The sequence below is a fragment of the Bacillus sp. LNXM12-1 genome, assembly GCF_003004375.1.
Lineage (GTDB): Bacteria > Bacillota > Bacilli > Bacillales > Bacillaceae > Bacillus.
The window spans coordinates 740,725-756,244 of the sequence record NZ_PVWX01000001.1 but is presented as its reverse complement, the minus strand read 5'-3'; the positions used below and the strand labels follow the sequence as shown (position 1 = coordinate 756,244).

Sequence of the window (15,520 nt, the reverse complement as noted above, 5' to 3'; positions counted from 1 at the left end):
TTTTTTTATGTTAAATCTGATTTTACGGTTATTTGTTCCGTGAGGCGGTAGGTGATGATCCAATACAAAAGGGCAATGGCACTGACAGAGGCACCAAATAAACATACCCCGATCCAGCCATCGTTTGCGTAGATGCTGGTTGAAACAATAGAACCAGTCGCACTGCCGATGGAGTAAAAAATCATATAAGCAGCAGTAAGCCGGCTTCTCGCCTCAGGCCGCACAGTGAAAATCATACTCTGATTGGTCACGTGTACGGCCTGCACAGATAGGTCAAGAATGATAATACCAATGACTAATGCAATAAGTGAATGCTTAACCAAACCGATGAAAAACCATGAAACGAGCAATAGGACAAGGGCAATGCAGGTTGTGAACTGTCCTAAACCTCGATCAGCAAGACTCCCAGCCCGAGCAGCACCTAATGCTCCGGCTACTCCAGCAAGGCCAAATGCGCCAATAGCAGTATGTGAAAGAGAGAATGGCGTGGTACTGAGGGGCAGCACGAGCGAAGTCCATAACGTACCAAACACAATAAAAATAAGAAGAGCCAGAATTCCACGGATGCGCAGGATTCGTTCTTGTCTGAACAATGTAAACATTGAACGAAGCAGGTTTGCATAGGATAATGACTCTCTTTCGCTGTCATCACCCGGGAGAATTCGGAACAACACGCCAGTTATGATAAGCATCATAATGGCAGAAACTAGGTAGACTGACCTCCAGCCGGCGAGATCGGTTAGTACACCAGCAAACGTTCGTGCGAGAAGAATCCCGATCACGATTCCACTTTGCACCAAGCCAACAATACGACCGCGCTCTTCTGGAGCGGCCCAAGTCGCTGCGAACGCTACGAGTACTTGAGTGACCACAGCAAGCAGTCCGACCACAGCTAATCCTATAAAGAGGACGGTGACGATAGGAGCGATGCCGACTAGAATGAGAGACAACACGGATAAAAGCATCTGACCAATGATGAGCCGGCGTCTATTCAATAGATCACCAAGTGGTACTATCAGTAGCAGTCCCAGCGCATAACAAAGCTGAGTAATCGTAATGACCATGCCAATGGATGAATAGGTGATACCAAACTCGGATGCGAGGGAGTCTAATAACGGTTGTGCAAAGTATATGTTTGCAACTGCCATCCCGCAGGCTATCGCAAACAGCAGTGCCATATAGCGAGTCATCGTTGATCTTGGTTTGATTGGTAAATGAGTCGTTTCCATATCAAGATGTTCAATGGAAGTGATTTTTTCTTTCACCATGCATTTCATCGTCTCCTTTTGTACTAAAAAGTATAATATACTGTTCGGTATATTATGATTCCTGTTAAGGATAACCAACAAAACGTTTTAAAGTCAAGACTTTGATACAGTTAATTGATGCTGATCTTGAGAGGGTAAGGCAATTTGACATTAGTACGTCAATAAAATAAAATTATAATGTACTGATTGGTAACCAAATAGAGAATAATATCAAGAAATAGATGGCTGACTTTGTGAAGAAATTTTATTGTTGAAATGAGGAATTGCTGATGGTTCGACAACGGGAATTTGATAAGGAAAAAGCGTTGGATGAGGCAATGGTGCTTTTTTGGGAAAAGGGGTATAGGGCCACTACATTAAGCGATTTGACTGCAAAAATGGGAATACAGCGGCCAAGCTTATACTCAGCTTTTGGAGATAAAGAGGAATTATTTGAGGCCGCATTACGCAAATATACAAAACAGCATGCTGGCCATATTCGAACAAAACTTCAAAGCAATCTTTCTGCAAAGGAAGCATTTCATGCATTATTTGCAGATTTAGTAGAAGAGGAATATAGAGATGGTCCGAGTAAAGGATGTTTTTGCATCAATACAATAGTGGAACTTGCGCCACACGAAGAGAAATTTGAAATTCTTACAAGAGAGCATCAGATGTATCTTTCGGTCATTTTTGAAGAAAGGATTGTTCAAGGTATTCGCTCGGGTGAGCTCGAAAGCAGTCTGAATGCTAAAGCTTTAGCACAGACACTGGTCGTTTCTTTCATTGGACTTACCGTCCTCATGAAATCTCGTCCAGAGCGTTCATTTGTAGATCATTCTGTAGCGACGATACTTTCCATATTGAAATAAACAGTCTACGTGGAAAACAGTCAATATAGGGAAAGCGTATTTTGATCAAGCTATCAAAACACGCTTTTTCTTTTAGGACAGTTATGGACAGAACTCGATTTTGTGATATGATAAGAGAACAAATATTCGCATTTGTGGGTGTCGCCACATTCAACTGAAAAACAGATGTCAATGCAAATTAAAAAAGCGTGTTTCATGCTGAAAGAAAGCAGGAGATAATTTGAAACCATTAACAAAAGAAGAAAAAAATCAAATGATGATTGCCATTCAGCGTTACTTTGCCGAAGAACGAGAAGAAGAGATTGGTGAATTAGCAGCCATTAATATACTAGAATTTATCACAAAAAATCTTGGAAGTTACTATTATAATCAAGGGGTTCGTGACAGCCGGAACATTGCTGTTCAGAGATCGCAATTGTTAGAGGAAGATCTATTCGCACTCGAAAAAAGATGATCATCAATGGTGTGCGCCCTACTAACGGATAAAGAGGAAAGAGACCCCCTTAATAAAGAACGCATATTCGTATCATATGTAATGATGAAAAGGTGGAACCAAAGGTCCAACTCAATCGTTATATAAGTAACCATTAATGGAAATCAGCTTTTTTGGTTTTATTTCATCAAAAGAAGGAATAAAACATACAAATAGGCGAAGTGCAGATGATGGAGGTTCTAAATATGGGGAAAATTAAATTGAAAATTGCCGTCTTATTTGTTTTACTGCTTTGTTTAGGCGCAGGTTATTTATACATGAATGGCATGAAAATTGAAGATGTGCCAACAGCCATTGGTGAAAGCTTAACAAATAATGATAAAGATTATACCATCTATGAATATACCATTACGAAAATTGATGGAGATGAATATTACGGTCAAGCAAAAAACGGCACAAAAATCATTTTTAATGGAAAGAAATTCGAAGATGATGTGGCCGACTTGAAGAAAGGCGATCGTATTAAAGCCTACTTTAGTAATGAAAAAAGAATAGATGGACTTATAAAAGTAGTAAAAGTCGTTAATTAACAAGTCTCCTTTCCTATAAGGAGACTTTTTTTGTGAGAAATCTTGATTGTTGCATTTGACAACAAGGATCGCTATAATAGCCCCTAAGGACAGCTAAATATCGATTGTATCCTTCGGGGCAGGGTGAAAATCCCGACCGACGGTAATAAAGCAAATGCTTTACAGCCCGTGACCCGTTAATTTATTAACGGTTGATTCAGTGAAAAGCTGAAGCCGACAGTGAAAGTCTGGATGGGAGAAGGATAAAGAAAGCTATGAACGAAAAATATTTGTTGATCATAGTTTTATTTCTGATGCAAAAAAGCCAAAGCCCCGGAATTTTTTCCGGGGCTTTCTGTATGTACATGTAGTTAATAGACCGGCATGCAGTGTTTATTAGGTGATCCCTCATCTACCTTGTATGGACCTTAAAAAGCGACGAAGGTGCTCAATCGATCACATGTCCCTAACATCGCTTTTTTATAAAGTGAGAAATACAAATGAAAAGAAAGGGAGGATCACATGTTTACGGGGATAATTGAAGAAGTTGGCACCGTACAGTCATTAAGTAAAAAGTCAGCAGATGCCATGGAAATTGTCATTAAGTGCAGCCGTGTGCTAGAAGATGTTCACCTTGGAGACAGTATTGCGATCAATGGTGTATGTCTTACAGTCACAAGCTTTACAAAAGCACAGTTCGCAGCAGATGTGATGCCAGAGACGGTCAAAGCGACATCACTGGATCAGCTGACATCAGGCAGTCCAGTGAATTTAGAGCGGGCCATGTCCTCGAATGGACGATTCGGCGGCCATTTTGTCTCAGGCCATGTTGACGGAACGGCAGTCATTACCCGAATAGAAAAGAAAAGTAATGCCATTTACTATGATTTGGAGATGGACAAGACCCTCACAGATATGCTCACGCAAAAGGGTTCGATCGCAATAGATGGTGTCAGCTTAACCATTTTCGATTTGCAAGATTCACACGTCACAGTCTCTATTATTCCTCATACGCTTGAAGGAACTATTTTCCCGACTAAATCTATGGGAGAGATTGTGAATATAGAGTGTGACATGATCGGCAAATACATTTATCGCTTTTTAACAAAAGAACAAGGCGAAAAGCAGCCATCCCGATTGACCCCATCATTTTTAAAAGAGCACGGATTCTAGGAGGCGATTGTATGTATCATTCAGTAGAAGAAGCAGTATATGCTCTAAAAGAAGGAGAAATCATTATTGTAGTGGATGATGAAGACAGAGAGAATGAAGGAGATTTTGTGGCACTTGCTGAGCATGCCACGCCTGAAGTTATTAACTTTATGGCTTTACATGGAAGAGGCCTCATTTGTACACCGGTCCATGCGTCGATCGCCAAACACCTGAACCTGCATCCAATGGTAGAACAAAATACAGATGCACACCATACAGCGTTTACAGTGAGCATTGATCATGTGACAACGACGACTGGTATTAGTGCTTTTGAGCGCTCTGCGACCATGCTTGCCATGTTAAATAAAGACGCAACACCAGAAGAATTTGCCCGCCCAGGTCATGTGTTTCCGCTCATTGCAAAAGAGGGCGGTGTACTAGAAAGACCAGGTCATACAGAGGCAGCGGTAGATCTTGCGAAACTGGCAGGTTCAGAGCCAGCGGGTGTCATATGTGAAATTATGAATGTAGATGGCACAATGGCGCGCGTCCCCGAACTAAAAGAGATCCAAAAACAGCACGGTTTAAAGATGCTGACAATCGAAGCATTGCAGACCTATTTAAACAATAACGAAACAGCAACTATCGAAACAAAATAAAAATCACAAAAAAGGATGATCAACATATGAATACAATACAAGGGCATGTAGTAGCAGAAGGACTAAAATTTGCAATCGTCGTCGCGAGATTTAATGACTTTATTACAAGTAAACTGCTTGACGGAGCAGAAGATACATTGCTCAGACACGGAGCAAACGGTGACGATATTGATGTCGTGTGGGTACCGGGTGCTTTTGAAATTCCGTACATGGCAAAAAAACTAGCTGAAACAAAGAAATACGATGCCGTCATTACACTAGGAACCGTAATCCGGGGCGCAACAACTCACTACGATTATGTTTGTAATGAAGCCGCTAAAGGAATTGCTCAAAGTGCCATGTCAACAGGAGTACCGATTATCTTTGGTGTACTAACAACAGAATCCATTGAACAAGCCATCGAAAGAGCCGGCACAAAAGCTGGAAATAAAGGCAGCGAATCGGCTGCAGCTGCCATTGAAATGGCGAATCTCAATCGAACCTTTCGTTAATTTAGTGAAAAAGAGTTTAAAAACGGTATAAAAATGTTTATAATGTGTGATGAGCAAATGATTCGTGAGACATTTGCTGGACATTAGGATAATTTGAATATTGAGGGGTATATATGTTAATTCGTTATAAGAGGTCTTTTGAAAAAATTGCCATGGGGCTACTCTCCTTCATGCCGGGTGAGAAAGACGTCAAACAGCTTCAGCAGACGATGAAGTCATATGAAATGGATGAAAATCGGCAGCTGTTCCTTTGGAAAGATGGCGAGGATATCGTAGGTGCCATTGGTGTGTTGAAAACAGACGACCAAGTACAAATCGAGCATATTAGTGTGAATCCATCCCATCGAGATCAAGGAATCGGCAAGGAAATGGTTTTAGCCGTGGAAGAGGTATTCAAAACCAAAACACTCATTCCAAATGAATTAACGCAAGGCTTCTTTCATAAGTGTCACAGCGAAACAAATTAAATATCACACATGTAAAAGCAGAGGCTACAGTCCTCTGCTTTTTTTACGTTCGATCTGCTTTTTTCGTTCAAGCAATACATCTGTCCGGTCACGCAGTCTATGTTTTTCGATCAAAAATGTGTGGGATAAGTTGCTCTCCTGTCCAAAGGTCAGTCCTTCTTTTTGAGCCATTTCTTGGCATAAAGAAAGAAGCGCTTGATCTTTGATCGGGAGCAACACACTTTCGTAGGGCATGTCTTCATTCATTTTCTTCTTTAGCGTTCTCAGAAGTATGAGAAACGCCTCATCATCTAGACCGAGGTTCGCTAATACGGGCCGGTTTGCTTCCAGCAAGTGGAGGCTGTTTGAAATGAGCCGTTTTGCCCCTTTTCCATTTCCCCGTCTTTGATGATACAAAGCAACGGCAAGCTGAATGAAACCAACCCAATATTCTTTGCGCTGCTCAGGCGGGTCTTCCTTCCAATATTCCTCAAGAATTTCATGACACTCAAAATAATCTCTTGTCGTATGAAATTCATGTAAAAAAGCCACGTACGCTTCAGGATACACAGTGGTCATCTCCTTTTCCACTCTCAGTCTAACATATTGAAAAGAAAAGAAGAAAGAGCGCCCTTCGTGAAAAGGACGCTCTGTTTCTTTAATAAACCCAAGCCGCGCCAACGATGATCAGCAAGATGAAAAGCACGACAATAAGCGCGAAACCTCCGCTAAAGTTATAGCCATCTCCCATAATGATACGGCCTCCTTTTTCATCAGTTCTGTTTTACAATGGTATTCTATGTATAAATGCCCTGAGTGGTATGGGCGGAACCACTGTTTTTCTTGTTTTGCCTAGGACATCATGGTCGAAATTATATTGGACGAGAGCTTTATCCTGTCTTATACTAAAGGTTAGCCGGTGAAACGGTACTTAGAAGACAGTAGAAATGGTGAGAAAAAAATGCTGGAATATCAGGTGAAAATAGATTCGTTTGAAGGTCCTTTGGACTTACTTTTACATTTAATCAACCGGTTGGAAATCGATATTTATGATATTCCCGTTGCTAAAATTACGGAGCAGTATTTATTATATGTCCACACAATGAGGGAGCTTGAACTTGATGTGGCAAGTGAATATTTGGTGATGGCTGCAACCCTCCTGAGTATTAAAAGCAGAATGCTCCTTCCGAAACAAGAGGAAGAGCTATTTGATGAAGACCTGCTCGAAGAGGAAGAGGACCCTCGAGAAGAGCTGATTGGCAAATTGATTGAATACCGCAAGTATAAAAATGCAGCACAAGAACTAAAGGAACGCGAGGAAGAAAGGCAAAATGCCTTTACAAAACCTCCGAGTGATTTAAGCGAATTTGCAAAAGAATCGGAAGTGAAGGACACAAACTTACATGTCACGGTGTATGATATGTTAGGTGCGTTCCAAAAGGTATTGAACCGAAAAAAAATAACGAAACCAGCACCATCTAAGATTACAAGACAAGAAATCCCGATTGAAGACAAAATGAATGAGATTATGAACCATTTAAGAAAAACGAAAAAGCGGACCAATTTCATGACTCTATTTCAACATGATCAAAAGGAGCACCTTGTCGTGACGTTTCTTGCTGTTCTCGAATTGATGAAAAGTCATCAAATCATGTTAGAGCAGGAAGGAAACTTTGAAGACATTTATATAATAGGGAGTGAAACGATTCATGACGCTTGATATCGTGAATTGGAAAGCCATCATAGAAGCGCTGCTGTATGCAGCAGGTGACGAAGGCTTAACAAAAAAACAGCTCATGTCTGTTCTTGAAGTAGAAGAGGCAGCATTACTCGACATGATGTCTGCCGTAAAGGAAGAATATCAAAAACAAGAACGAGGGATTGAGCTCATTGAATATGCAGATTCATATATGCTGCTGACGAAAAAAGAATACAGCATTTATTTGAAAAAATTAGTCGAGACCCCATCCAAAGGTTTGTCACAGGCAGCGCTTGAGGTACTCGCAATCGTTTCTTATAAACAGCCGATCACACGCAGTGAGGTAGAGGAGATCAGAGGAGTCAAATCAGAGCGGGTGCTTCATAGTTTAGTAGCCAAAGCACTGCTCTGTGAAGTAGGACGTGCCGATGGCCCGGGGCGAGCGATTCTTTATGGGACAACACCTACCTTTTTAGAGCAGTTTGGCTTAAAGGCCTTGGATGAATTACCTCCGCTGCCAGAGAATGTGGAAGCAGATGGTGTACAAGAAGAGGCTGATCTTTTTTTTGAAAACTTCAATCAAACATTCGAAGAGATAAAATAGTTCAAAAGAATTAAAAATGTATGATAAAATATAAAAAAGATTTTAGGTCTAACATCTATTGATGTCAGATAAAATGGTAATAAAGCCATGAGGGGAAGGTAAACACGAAACAAATGGCACATATGAATGTAAAGGCTCAAGTTGATCAAGCAGGCGTCTTTTTATCAAAGGTTGCAACTGAAATGAATGGTTTTCTGAACGAAGCTACCTTATCAAGCATGAAACGATTAAACCCTGAAGCGGAAGCCTATTATTGTGACATATTGAGTACATTACGGAAGCTTGCAGTGTACAGCGAGGATGCAGCGGCAGTTTGCAGGAAAATCAGCCAGCAGCATACATTCCCTCAGCAAGCCGCGCAGCAGACGCTTCACCGTATTTATCATCAATGTATTGAAGAATTTTTTACGCCGAAAAAGGATACATGGTATGAAGACAGCCGTTCCGCGTATACAGGAAAGGGCAGCATTGTTTTCCACCATGAAGTATCCGCTGATATGAAACGATTATTTTCTTCATTAGAAAACGATTTTTTAGCGATGAGAGAAGAGCTAGAATATACGACATCTCATCAGCAAATGAAAATGGTATAGCAAGAGGAAAAAGTGTCTCTACATATAGAGACGCTTTTTTTTATGGACGAGGCATCATAACTTTTTAAGGCGCGCATACACTTGTACAAAACGGACAAGGACGTGAATGAACATGCCCTATTTAAAAATTGGAACAGCAGTCCTTCTTCTATTTACACTCTTACTGCCTTTTTCCTCACATGCCAAAGCAGACATATCATTATCTGTGAGTGCAAGAAGCGCCATTTTAATAGATGGACAGTCAGGCAGAGTCCTATTTGGAAAGGACGAGCATGAAAAAAGGAGAATCGCCAGTATTACGAAAATTATGACGGCGGTATTAGCCATTGAATCAGGAAAAATGAAAGACACCGTCAAGGTATCAAAACGCGCGATTCAAGCAGAGGGCTCATCGCTCTATTTAAAAGAAGGGCAGAAGGTGAGTTTAGAAGACTTGACGTACGGGCTTATGCTGCGTTCTGGAAATGATGCAGCTGTTGCCATTGCAGAGCATGTGGGCGGCAGCTTAGAAGGATTTATTTTTATGATGAATCAAAAAGCGTCTGAACTAGGAATGGAGAATACAAATTTTCAAAATCCGCATGGACTCGATGATCATAAACATCATTATTCATCAGCCTATGACATGGCCATTTTAACAAAATATGCCATGGAGCATAAACAATATCAAAAAATTGCGGGCACGACTTTCTATAAAGCGAAAACGATGGAAGGCTATTGGAAAAATAAAAACAAGCTCCTCACTGGTTTATATCAATATTCAACTGGGGGGAAAACGGGATATACGAAGCTTGCAAAACGCACACTTGTCTCTACAGCTGCAAAAGGGGATGCGGCGCTGATCGCTGTGACCATTAATGCGCCAGATGATTGGAAGGATCATATCTCTATGTTTGAATATGCATTTGATCACTATAAAACGTACGTACTTGCTGAAAAAGGAAGACTCGCTTCGTTAAAAGGAACCTTTTACGAAAAAAAAGCATTTATCAAGCGTGATGTGGACTATTTTTTAAATGAAGATGAGAAAAAGCTAGTGGAAATTGAAACGGAAATGCTTACCCCTCAAAAGAAGTGGGAAAAAAACGCCGAAGCCATCCCGGATGTTGTAGGGAAAATGACATTTTTATTAGATGGCCAGGTGATCGAGCAAGTGCCGATTTTTTATGAAAATAAACGAAATCGAATGCCTCAAAAAAGCTTTCAAGAAATGTTTAAGTCTGTCTTTCAGACATCTATAGGCGGATCTTCATGGTCAATCTAATTTGGGTATTCCTCACTGTCATCGGTCTTGTCTATGCGATGTTCAACGGAACGATGGAGGAAGTAAACGAAGCTGTATTTAAGGGCTCAAAAGAAGCAGTTACCATTTCAATTGGTCTGATTAGTGTCCTCGTTTTTTGGCTCGGACTGATGAAGATTGCAGAAGAGGCAGGTTTGTTAAATTTCTTTAGTAAATTGTGCCGTCCCTTTATTTCAAAGCTATTTCCGGATATTCCGCCTAACCATCCCGCAATGGGGTATATTTTGTCCAACCTTATGGCGAATTTCTTTGGTCTCGGGAATGCTGCTACACCGCTTGGGATTAAGGCAATGGAGCAGATGAAAGCATTAAACGGCGGAAAAAATGAGGCAAGCCGGTCCATGATTACATTTTTAGCGGTCAACACATCCTCTATCACACTTGTGCCAACAACCGTCATTGCGATTAGAATGACCTATGGTGCAGATCAGCCAACAGACATTGTAGGCCCAACCATTTTGGCAACACTCATTTCAGGAATCGGTGCAATTCTCATTGATCGCTATTTCCACTATCGCAGAAGCAGGCGGGGGTGATCTCGTGTCATTTATTAACTGGCTGTCACTTGCTTTGATCCCACTGATCATCGCAGGAATTTTGATTGCGGGAACCATTAAAAAGGTACCGACCTATGAAACATTTGTCGAGGGCGGGAAAGAGGGGATTCAAATTGCCTTTTCAATCATTCCTTATTTAGTCGGCATGCTTGTGGCCATTACGATATTCCGTGCGTCTGGTGCGCTTGACTTTGTCATGGGACTGTTAAAACCTGTGTTTACAGCGATCGGCTTCCCGGCAGAAGTGGTGCCGCTTGCGTTTATTCGTCCGATATCTGGCACGGCCGCACTCGGGATGACATCAGACCTCATTGCGACATATGGACCAGATTCTTTTATCGGACAGCTCGCAGCTGTCATGCAAGGGTCAACAGATACCACCCTATACATTTTAACGGTCTATTTTGGAGCAGTCGGTATTAAAAAGATGGGGGATGCGCTGAAAGTAGGACTGTTAGCGGACCTCATTGGAATCATTGCATCTGTCATCATCGTCAGTTTGTTATTTAGCGGCGCCTAATGAGGCGCTTTTTTGTATTTCGTGGATGGAAAATCGCTTTTTAGCTGAAATTAGACAGACGAATCGCTTATTTTTCCACGAATGCTTGTTTGTTTTAAGTCAAGCAAGTAAGATAGTACATGAGGTGAAAGACAAATGGAACGTTTACAGAAAGTAATTGCACATGCCGGCGTCGCTTCTAGACGAAAGGCAGAAGAATTAATTAAAGAAGGACGAGTTACCGTTAATGGTCAAACAGTGACAGAGCTCGGAGTAAAAGTGGGCTCTTCAGATAAAATTGAAGTCAACGGATTAAAGCTTGAAAGAGAAGAACCGGTTTACTTTATGCTTTATAAACCGCGCGGCGTCATTTCAGCTGCTGAGGATGATAAAGGACGTAAGGTCGTCACAGATTTCTTTGATGACGTCCCGCAGCGCCTTTATCCAATCGGCCGCTTAGATTATGATACGAGCGGTTTGATTTTAATTACAAATGACGGGGAATTTGCCCATAAGCTCATGCATCCGAAATATGAAATTGATAAAACGTATGCAGCGAAGCTAAAAGGCATCCCATCAAAGGAATTGCTTAGAAAGCTAGAAAAAGGGATCATGTTAGATCATAAAAAGACAGCACGTGCTCGTGCCAAAATGCTTTCTATCGATAAACGAAAGCAGACATCTATCGTTCAATTAACCATTCATGAAGGCAGAAACAGACAAGTGCGCCGCATGTTTGAAGCGATCGGTCATGATGTGTTAAAGCTAAAAAGAGAGCAATATGCGTTCCTTCATATTGAAGGCATGAGACCAGGAGACCGCAGAGAATTGTCTCCGCATGAAGTCAAGCGCCTAAGAGCGATTGCAGATCATGGGAAAAGCGCTTTTTAATTTTCACATAAACTTCAAAAAATGAAGAAGCATCAAAAGAAGGAGAATGCTATAATTTACCTGAATGTCTATGGGGAAGGGGTACTTCAGATGAAGAAAAGACGGTTTTTCATACGGACGGGCATTCTCCTCGTGATGCTTGCTGCACTTTGTTATACGATGTATAACTCAGTATTTGCCAAACAGGATCAAGTCAAAGAAGGATCTATTGCGCCAAACTTTGTCCTTCAATCAGTGGATGGGGAACGGATTGAATTAAAGGAATTAAAAGGCAAAGGCGTCTTCCTTAATTTTTGGGGGACCTGGTGTGGTCCGTGTAAACAAGAATTTCCTTACATGGCAAATCAATATGAAGTATTCAAGGATCGCGGTGTGGAAATTGTTGCAGTCAATGTTGGGGAATCCAATATTGCCGTGAAAAATTTTATGGAAACCTATGGCGTGAATTTTCCTGTTGCGATGGACAAAGATCGTCAAGTGACAGAGGCATATGATATTACGCCGCTGCCAACCACATTTTTAATTAATCCTGAAGGCAAGGTAATCAAAGTCATAAAGGGAACCATGACAGAACGTAATGTCTATGAATATATGAATTTGATTAAACCAAAGGGGTCATAGAATGAAAGAGGTAAAGTGCGAGTGTGGACATATTAATCCAATCGGTACTGTTTTATGTGAATCATGCGGGAATCCAATTGCAGCTATAGAGAAAAACTCTTCAAAGCTGCTTGATATGAGATATGACGGCAGTGCAAGACGCTCGCAAACATACAACAAAACGATTGTGGATAAAGTATGGAACTTTTTTTCTTCCGTTAAAGTGGGTGTGTGGCTGATTGTTATTACACTGCTTGCTTCCTCACTAGGAACCATTTTTCCGCAGGAGCGGTTTATTCCGCCAGGTGCATCTGCTTCCACCTATTATGAAGAGCAATATGGGTCGTTTGGTAAGCTGTATTACATACTTGGATTCCATGATCTTTATAATTCTTGGTGGTTTTTAGCTTTAGTCGCATCAATCGGAATCTCCCTTGTCATTTGCAGTCTCGACCGGGTCATTCCTCTTTATCGGGCACTTAAAAACCAAGGGGTTATCAAAAAAGAAGGCTTTATGAGAAGACAGCGTCTGTTCAGTGAAACAGACAAAACGTTAGATCAGCATACATATGAAGGCATCATAAGAGCAATGAAACAAAAGCGTTACCGCGTGCGAGAAGAAAACGGACATATTTTAGCTGAAAAAGGCCGCTTTTCACGCTGGGGGCCTTATGTCAATCACATTGGATTAATCATCTTTCTCATTGGATCGATGCTCCGGTTTGTCCCGGGCATGTATGTGGATGAAACGCTCTGGGTCAGAGAAGGTGAAACGGCCCCAATCCCAGGCACAGTTGGTCAATACTTCTTGAAAAATAATGCGTTTTCAATTGACCGCTATGAAACTGGAAATGAAAAAGAAGTGTTTGAGAATGCGATTGAAAGAGCTGGCGACGGCCAAGTGGTGAAAAGTTATAAAACCGATGCCACTTTATACAAACGTGAAGGGGAAGTTGTGTTTGGTGAAAAGCCCAAGCTGAAGCAGGTAACAGAACACGATATCAAAGTGAACGAACCGCTCAAGTTTGATCATTTCTCATTATATCAAGTGGATTTTAAACAAAATGAACTCGATCAAATGGTCTTTCAGCTGATTCGTAAAGATACAGAAAAATCTTTCGGAACAGTGAAGATTAATCTGCTGGAGCCTAAGTCAGAATATGATCTTGGTAGCGGTTACAAAGTCAAAGTGATGAGCTATCTCCCTGATTTTTATTTTGACGATGATGGAACGCCGAGTACGAAAACAAGGAATCCAAATAATCCTGCTTTCGTGTTTGAAATGATTTCTCCTGAAAAGCCTAAAGGTGAAAAAAGCTTTGTGGCGATTCAAGAGACAGTAGAAGGCTCTGATAACAACATATATAAAATGAAGTTTGATCGAGTGGAAACGAAAAACGTCACGGGATTGACGGTTAGAAAAGATTTAACTCTCGGGGTGCTCATCGTAGGCGGGATTATCTTCATGATTGGTGTCGTGCAGGGGATGTATTGGCAGCATAGAAGAATTTGGCTGTCTGCAAAGGATGGAAAAGTATTTGTGGCAGGACACACAAACAAAAACTGGTTCGGCTTAAAGTCTGATCTCAACGTGTTACTAAGTGACAGTGGCATCAAACAGCCAGTTGATCAAAAAGAACTGCCTGATACAACAAGTATCAGCAAAAGCAAGGGGGAAGGATTAGATGGCAGCAGTCAGTGAAAACCTGTTATTTGCAGCTTTTCTATTGTATTTAGCGGCAGTTCCTTTTTTTGGTGGTGCCATTAAAGGAAAAAAGAAAGTTGATGGACCGCGCAGGAATAAGGCGGCACTTATCGGCATTACGCTCACCATCATCGGTTTTTTAAGTCAATTTGGCTATTTTATTTCAAGATGGATGGCGTCTGGTCATGCACCAGTCAGTAATTTGTTTGAATTCACAACCGCTTTTGGCATGATGCTTGTGCTCGCATTCATCATTTTATATTTTGTGTATCAAGTGTCTGTACTTGGTTTATTTACACTTCCAATCGCTTTATTGATTATTGCCTATGCAAGTATGTTCCCATCTGATATATCACCGCTGATTCCTTCACTACAAAGTAATTGGCTTTATATTCACGTGACAACAGCAGCACTAGGGCAAGCCATTTTAGCGATCAGCTTTGTGGCAGGTGTCATCTTCTTATTAAAGCATGTCGATCAAACAAAGCCAGGGAAGAAGACATTTGGTTTAGAGCTCGTCATGTTTATGATTGTTGTTACACTTGCATTTATCGCTGTCACGTCCATCTTTAGAATGACAGGGTACGAGGCAAAATTTAATTGGGTCGATAAAAATAAAGAGGAAAGTGTGATGGTCTATGAGCTGCCAGCTCTAGTTGGACCTCATAAAGGAGAGCTTGTGACGCAAGATCGTTTGGAACCATTTGTTGATTTGCCGCCTGTTTTTTCAGGAAGAAAGGTCAATACGGTGTTATGGTCATTCGGCACGGGGCTGATCTTGTATGGACTGATTCGGTTGATCATTCGCAAACGACTCAGCGCTCTGCTTCAACCGCTTGTGAAGCAGGTGAACCTAGATTTAGTCGATGAAATTGGATACAGGGCTGTTTCCATTGGTTTCCCTGTATTTGCGTTAGGCGGGCTGATTTTTGCAATGATCTGGGCGCAAATTGCCTGGACTCGGTTCTGGGGCTGGGACCCGAAGGAAGTATGGGCATTGATTACGTTTCTCTTTTATGCAGCCTACCTTCATCTTCGCTTATCAAGGGGCTGGCATGGCGAAAAGTCCGCTTGGTTAGCTGTCATCGGATTCGCCATCATTATGTTTAATCTCATCTTTGTCAATCTTGTGATTGCAGGGCTTCATTCTTACGCGTAATCACATGAAAAAGGCCAACTTTTATGAATCGATTCGGCTTT

19 protein-coding genes, 1 pseudogene and 1 riboswitch are annotated in these 15,520 nt (G+C 41.3%); of the genes and pseudogenes, 17 read left to right on the top strand and 3 right to left on the bottom strand.

Annotated elements, in window-relative coordinates:
- Nucleotides 1-5: 5 nt before the first annotated feature.
- Nucleotides 6-1,268 (bottom strand): MFS transporter, encoded by a 1,263-nt coding sequence (locus C6Y07_RS03905; RefSeq protein ID WP_060596763.1) that lies wholly within the window; start codon nt 1,266-1,268, stop codon nt 6-8.
- A gap of 269 nt (nt 1,269-1,537) precedes the next feature.
- Between C6Y07_RS03905 and C6Y07_RS03900 the strand changes: the two genes are divergently transcribed.
- From C6Y07_RS03900 to C6Y07_RS03865, 7 genes and pseudogenes are all read left to right on the top strand, one after another.
- Nucleotides 1,538-2,119: a TetR/AcrR family transcriptional regulator gene (locus C6Y07_RS03900; RefSeq protein ID WP_034661130.1), complete on the top strand. Its 582-nt coding sequence runs from the start codon at nt 1,538-1,540 to the stop codon at nt 2,117-2,119.
- A gap of 220 nt (nt 2,120-2,339) precedes the next feature.
- Nucleotides 2,340-2,573, top strand: coding sequence for a DUF2164 domain-containing protein (locus C6Y07_RS03890; RefSeq protein ID WP_003215556.1), 234 nt, complete (start codon nt 2,340-2,342; stop codon nt 2,571-2,573).
- Between the two features lie 224 nt (nt 2,574-2,797).
- Nucleotides 2,798-3,142: a hypothetical protein gene (locus C6Y07_RS03885; protein ID WP_034318777.1), complete on the top strand. Its 345-nt coding sequence runs from the start codon at nt 2,798-2,800 to the stop codon at nt 3,140-3,142.
- 105 nt (nt 3,143-3,247) lie between these two features.
- Nucleotides 3,248-3,389: riboswitch (FMN riboswitch) on the top strand.
- Nucleotides 3,390-3,643: 254 nt separating this feature from the next.
- Complete coding sequence (gene ribE, locus C6Y07_RS03880) at nt 3,644-4,294, top strand: riboflavin synthase (protein ID WP_060596762.1); 651 nt, start codon at nt 3,644-3,646, stop codon at nt 4,292-4,294.
- Nucleotides 4,295-4,305: 11 nt separating this feature from the next.
- Nucleotides 4,306-4,911, top strand: a pseudogene (ribB, locus tag C6Y07_RS03875) (3,4-dihydroxy-2-butanone-4-phosphate synthase); the annotation flags it as partial.
- A 47-nt stretch (nt 4,912-4,958) separates the two neighbouring features.
- A complete protein-coding gene (gene ribH, locus C6Y07_RS03870; RefSeq protein WP_060596841.1) occupies nt 4,959-5,423 on the top strand; it encodes a 6,7-dimethyl-8-ribityllumazine synthase in 465 nt (154 codons plus the stop codon).
- 113 nt (nt 5,424-5,536) lie between these two features.
- Nucleotides 5,537-5,890: a GNAT family N-acetyltransferase gene (locus C6Y07_RS03865; protein WP_003215830.1), complete on the top strand. Its 354-nt coding sequence runs from the start codon at nt 5,537-5,539 to the stop codon at nt 5,888-5,890.
- Between the two features lie 24 nt (nt 5,891-5,914).
- Here the strand turns inward: C6Y07_RS03865 and C6Y07_RS03860 are convergent, their stop codons facing one another.
- Nucleotides 5,915-6,439, bottom strand: a complete 525-nt coding sequence (locus C6Y07_RS03860; protein WP_034661127.1) for a DUF309 domain-containing protein — start codon at nt 6,437-6,439, stop codon at nt 5,915-5,917.
- 88 nt (nt 6,440-6,527) lie between these two features.
- Entirely contained in the window at nt 6,528-6,620 is a 93-nt protein-coding gene (locus C6Y07_RS03855) for a YjcZ family sporulation protein (protein WP_106048330.1), read from the bottom strand.
- A gap of 210 nt (nt 6,621-6,830) precedes the next feature.
- Here C6Y07_RS03855 and C6Y07_RS03850 point away from each other — a divergent pair, with 210 nt between their 5' ends.
- From C6Y07_RS03850 to ccsB, 10 genes are all read left to right on the top strand, one after another.
- Nucleotides 6,831-7,589: a segregation/condensation protein A gene (locus tag C6Y07_RS03850; RefSeq protein WP_034661986.1), complete on the top strand. Its 759-nt coding sequence runs from the start codon at nt 6,831-6,833 to the stop codon at nt 7,587-7,589.
- Nucleotides 7,579-8,172, top strand: coding sequence for an SMC-Scp complex subunit ScpB (scpB, locus tag C6Y07_RS03845; RefSeq protein WP_034661126.1), 594 nt, complete (start codon nt 7,579-7,581; stop codon nt 8,170-8,172). The genes C6Y07_RS03850 and scpB overlap by 11 nt, the downstream gene beginning before the upstream one ends.
- Before the next feature lie 113 nt (nt 8,173-8,285).
- Nucleotides 8,286-8,765: a YpuI family protein gene (locus C6Y07_RS03840; protein WP_106156245.1), complete on the top strand. Its 480-nt coding sequence runs from the start codon at nt 8,286-8,288 to the stop codon at nt 8,763-8,765.
- A gap of 112 nt (nt 8,766-8,877) precedes the next feature.
- On the top strand, nt 8,878-10,029 hold the full coding sequence (locus C6Y07_RS03835) for a D-alanyl-D-alanine carboxypeptidase family protein (RefSeq protein ID WP_060596760.1): 1,152 nt from the start codon (nt 8,878-8,880) through the stop codon (nt 10,027-10,029).
- On the top strand, nt 10,017-10,604 hold the full coding sequence (locus tag C6Y07_RS03830; RefSeq protein ID WP_012010425.1) for a nucleoside recognition domain-containing protein: 588 nt from the start codon (nt 10,017-10,019) through the stop codon (nt 10,602-10,604). Before C6Y07_RS03835 ends, C6Y07_RS03830 begins: the two co-directional genes overlap by 13 nt.
- A gap of 4 nt (nt 10,605-10,608) precedes the next feature.
- Nucleotides 10,609-11,145, top strand: coding sequence for a spore maturation protein (locus C6Y07_RS03825; protein WP_003216139.1), 537 nt, complete (start codon nt 10,609-10,611; stop codon nt 11,143-11,145).
- Nucleotides 11,146-11,280: 135 nt separating this feature from the next.
- Nucleotides 11,281-12,015, top strand: coding sequence for a 23S rRNA pseudouridine(2605) synthase RluB (rluB, locus tag C6Y07_RS03820; protein WP_034661122.1), 735 nt, complete (start codon nt 11,281-11,283; stop codon nt 12,013-12,015).
- Nucleotides 12,016-12,105: 90 nt separating this feature from the next.
- Nucleotides 12,106-12,636 carry a thiol-disulfide oxidoreductase ResA gene (resA, locus tag C6Y07_RS03815; protein ID WP_060596759.1) on the top strand — a complete coding sequence of 177 codons (531 nt, stop codon included), beginning with the start codon at nt 12,106-12,108 and terminating at the stop codon, nt 12,634-12,636.
- Between the two features lies 1 nt (nt 12,637).
- The gene (gene resB, locus C6Y07_RS03810; RefSeq protein ID WP_106048328.1) at nt 12,638-14,317 is read left to right on the top strand and encodes a cytochrome c biogenesis protein ResB; all 1,680 of its coding nucleotides are present in this window, start codon (nt 12,638-12,640) and stop codon (nt 14,315-14,317) included.
- Nucleotides 14,301-15,479, top strand: a complete 1,179-nt coding sequence (gene ccsB, locus C6Y07_RS03805; RefSeq protein ID WP_050943828.1) for a c-type cytochrome biogenesis protein CcsB — start codon at nt 14,301-14,303, stop codon at nt 15,477-15,479. Before resB ends, ccsB begins: the two co-directional genes overlap by 17 nt.
- Nucleotides 15,480-15,520: the final 41 nt, after the last annotated feature.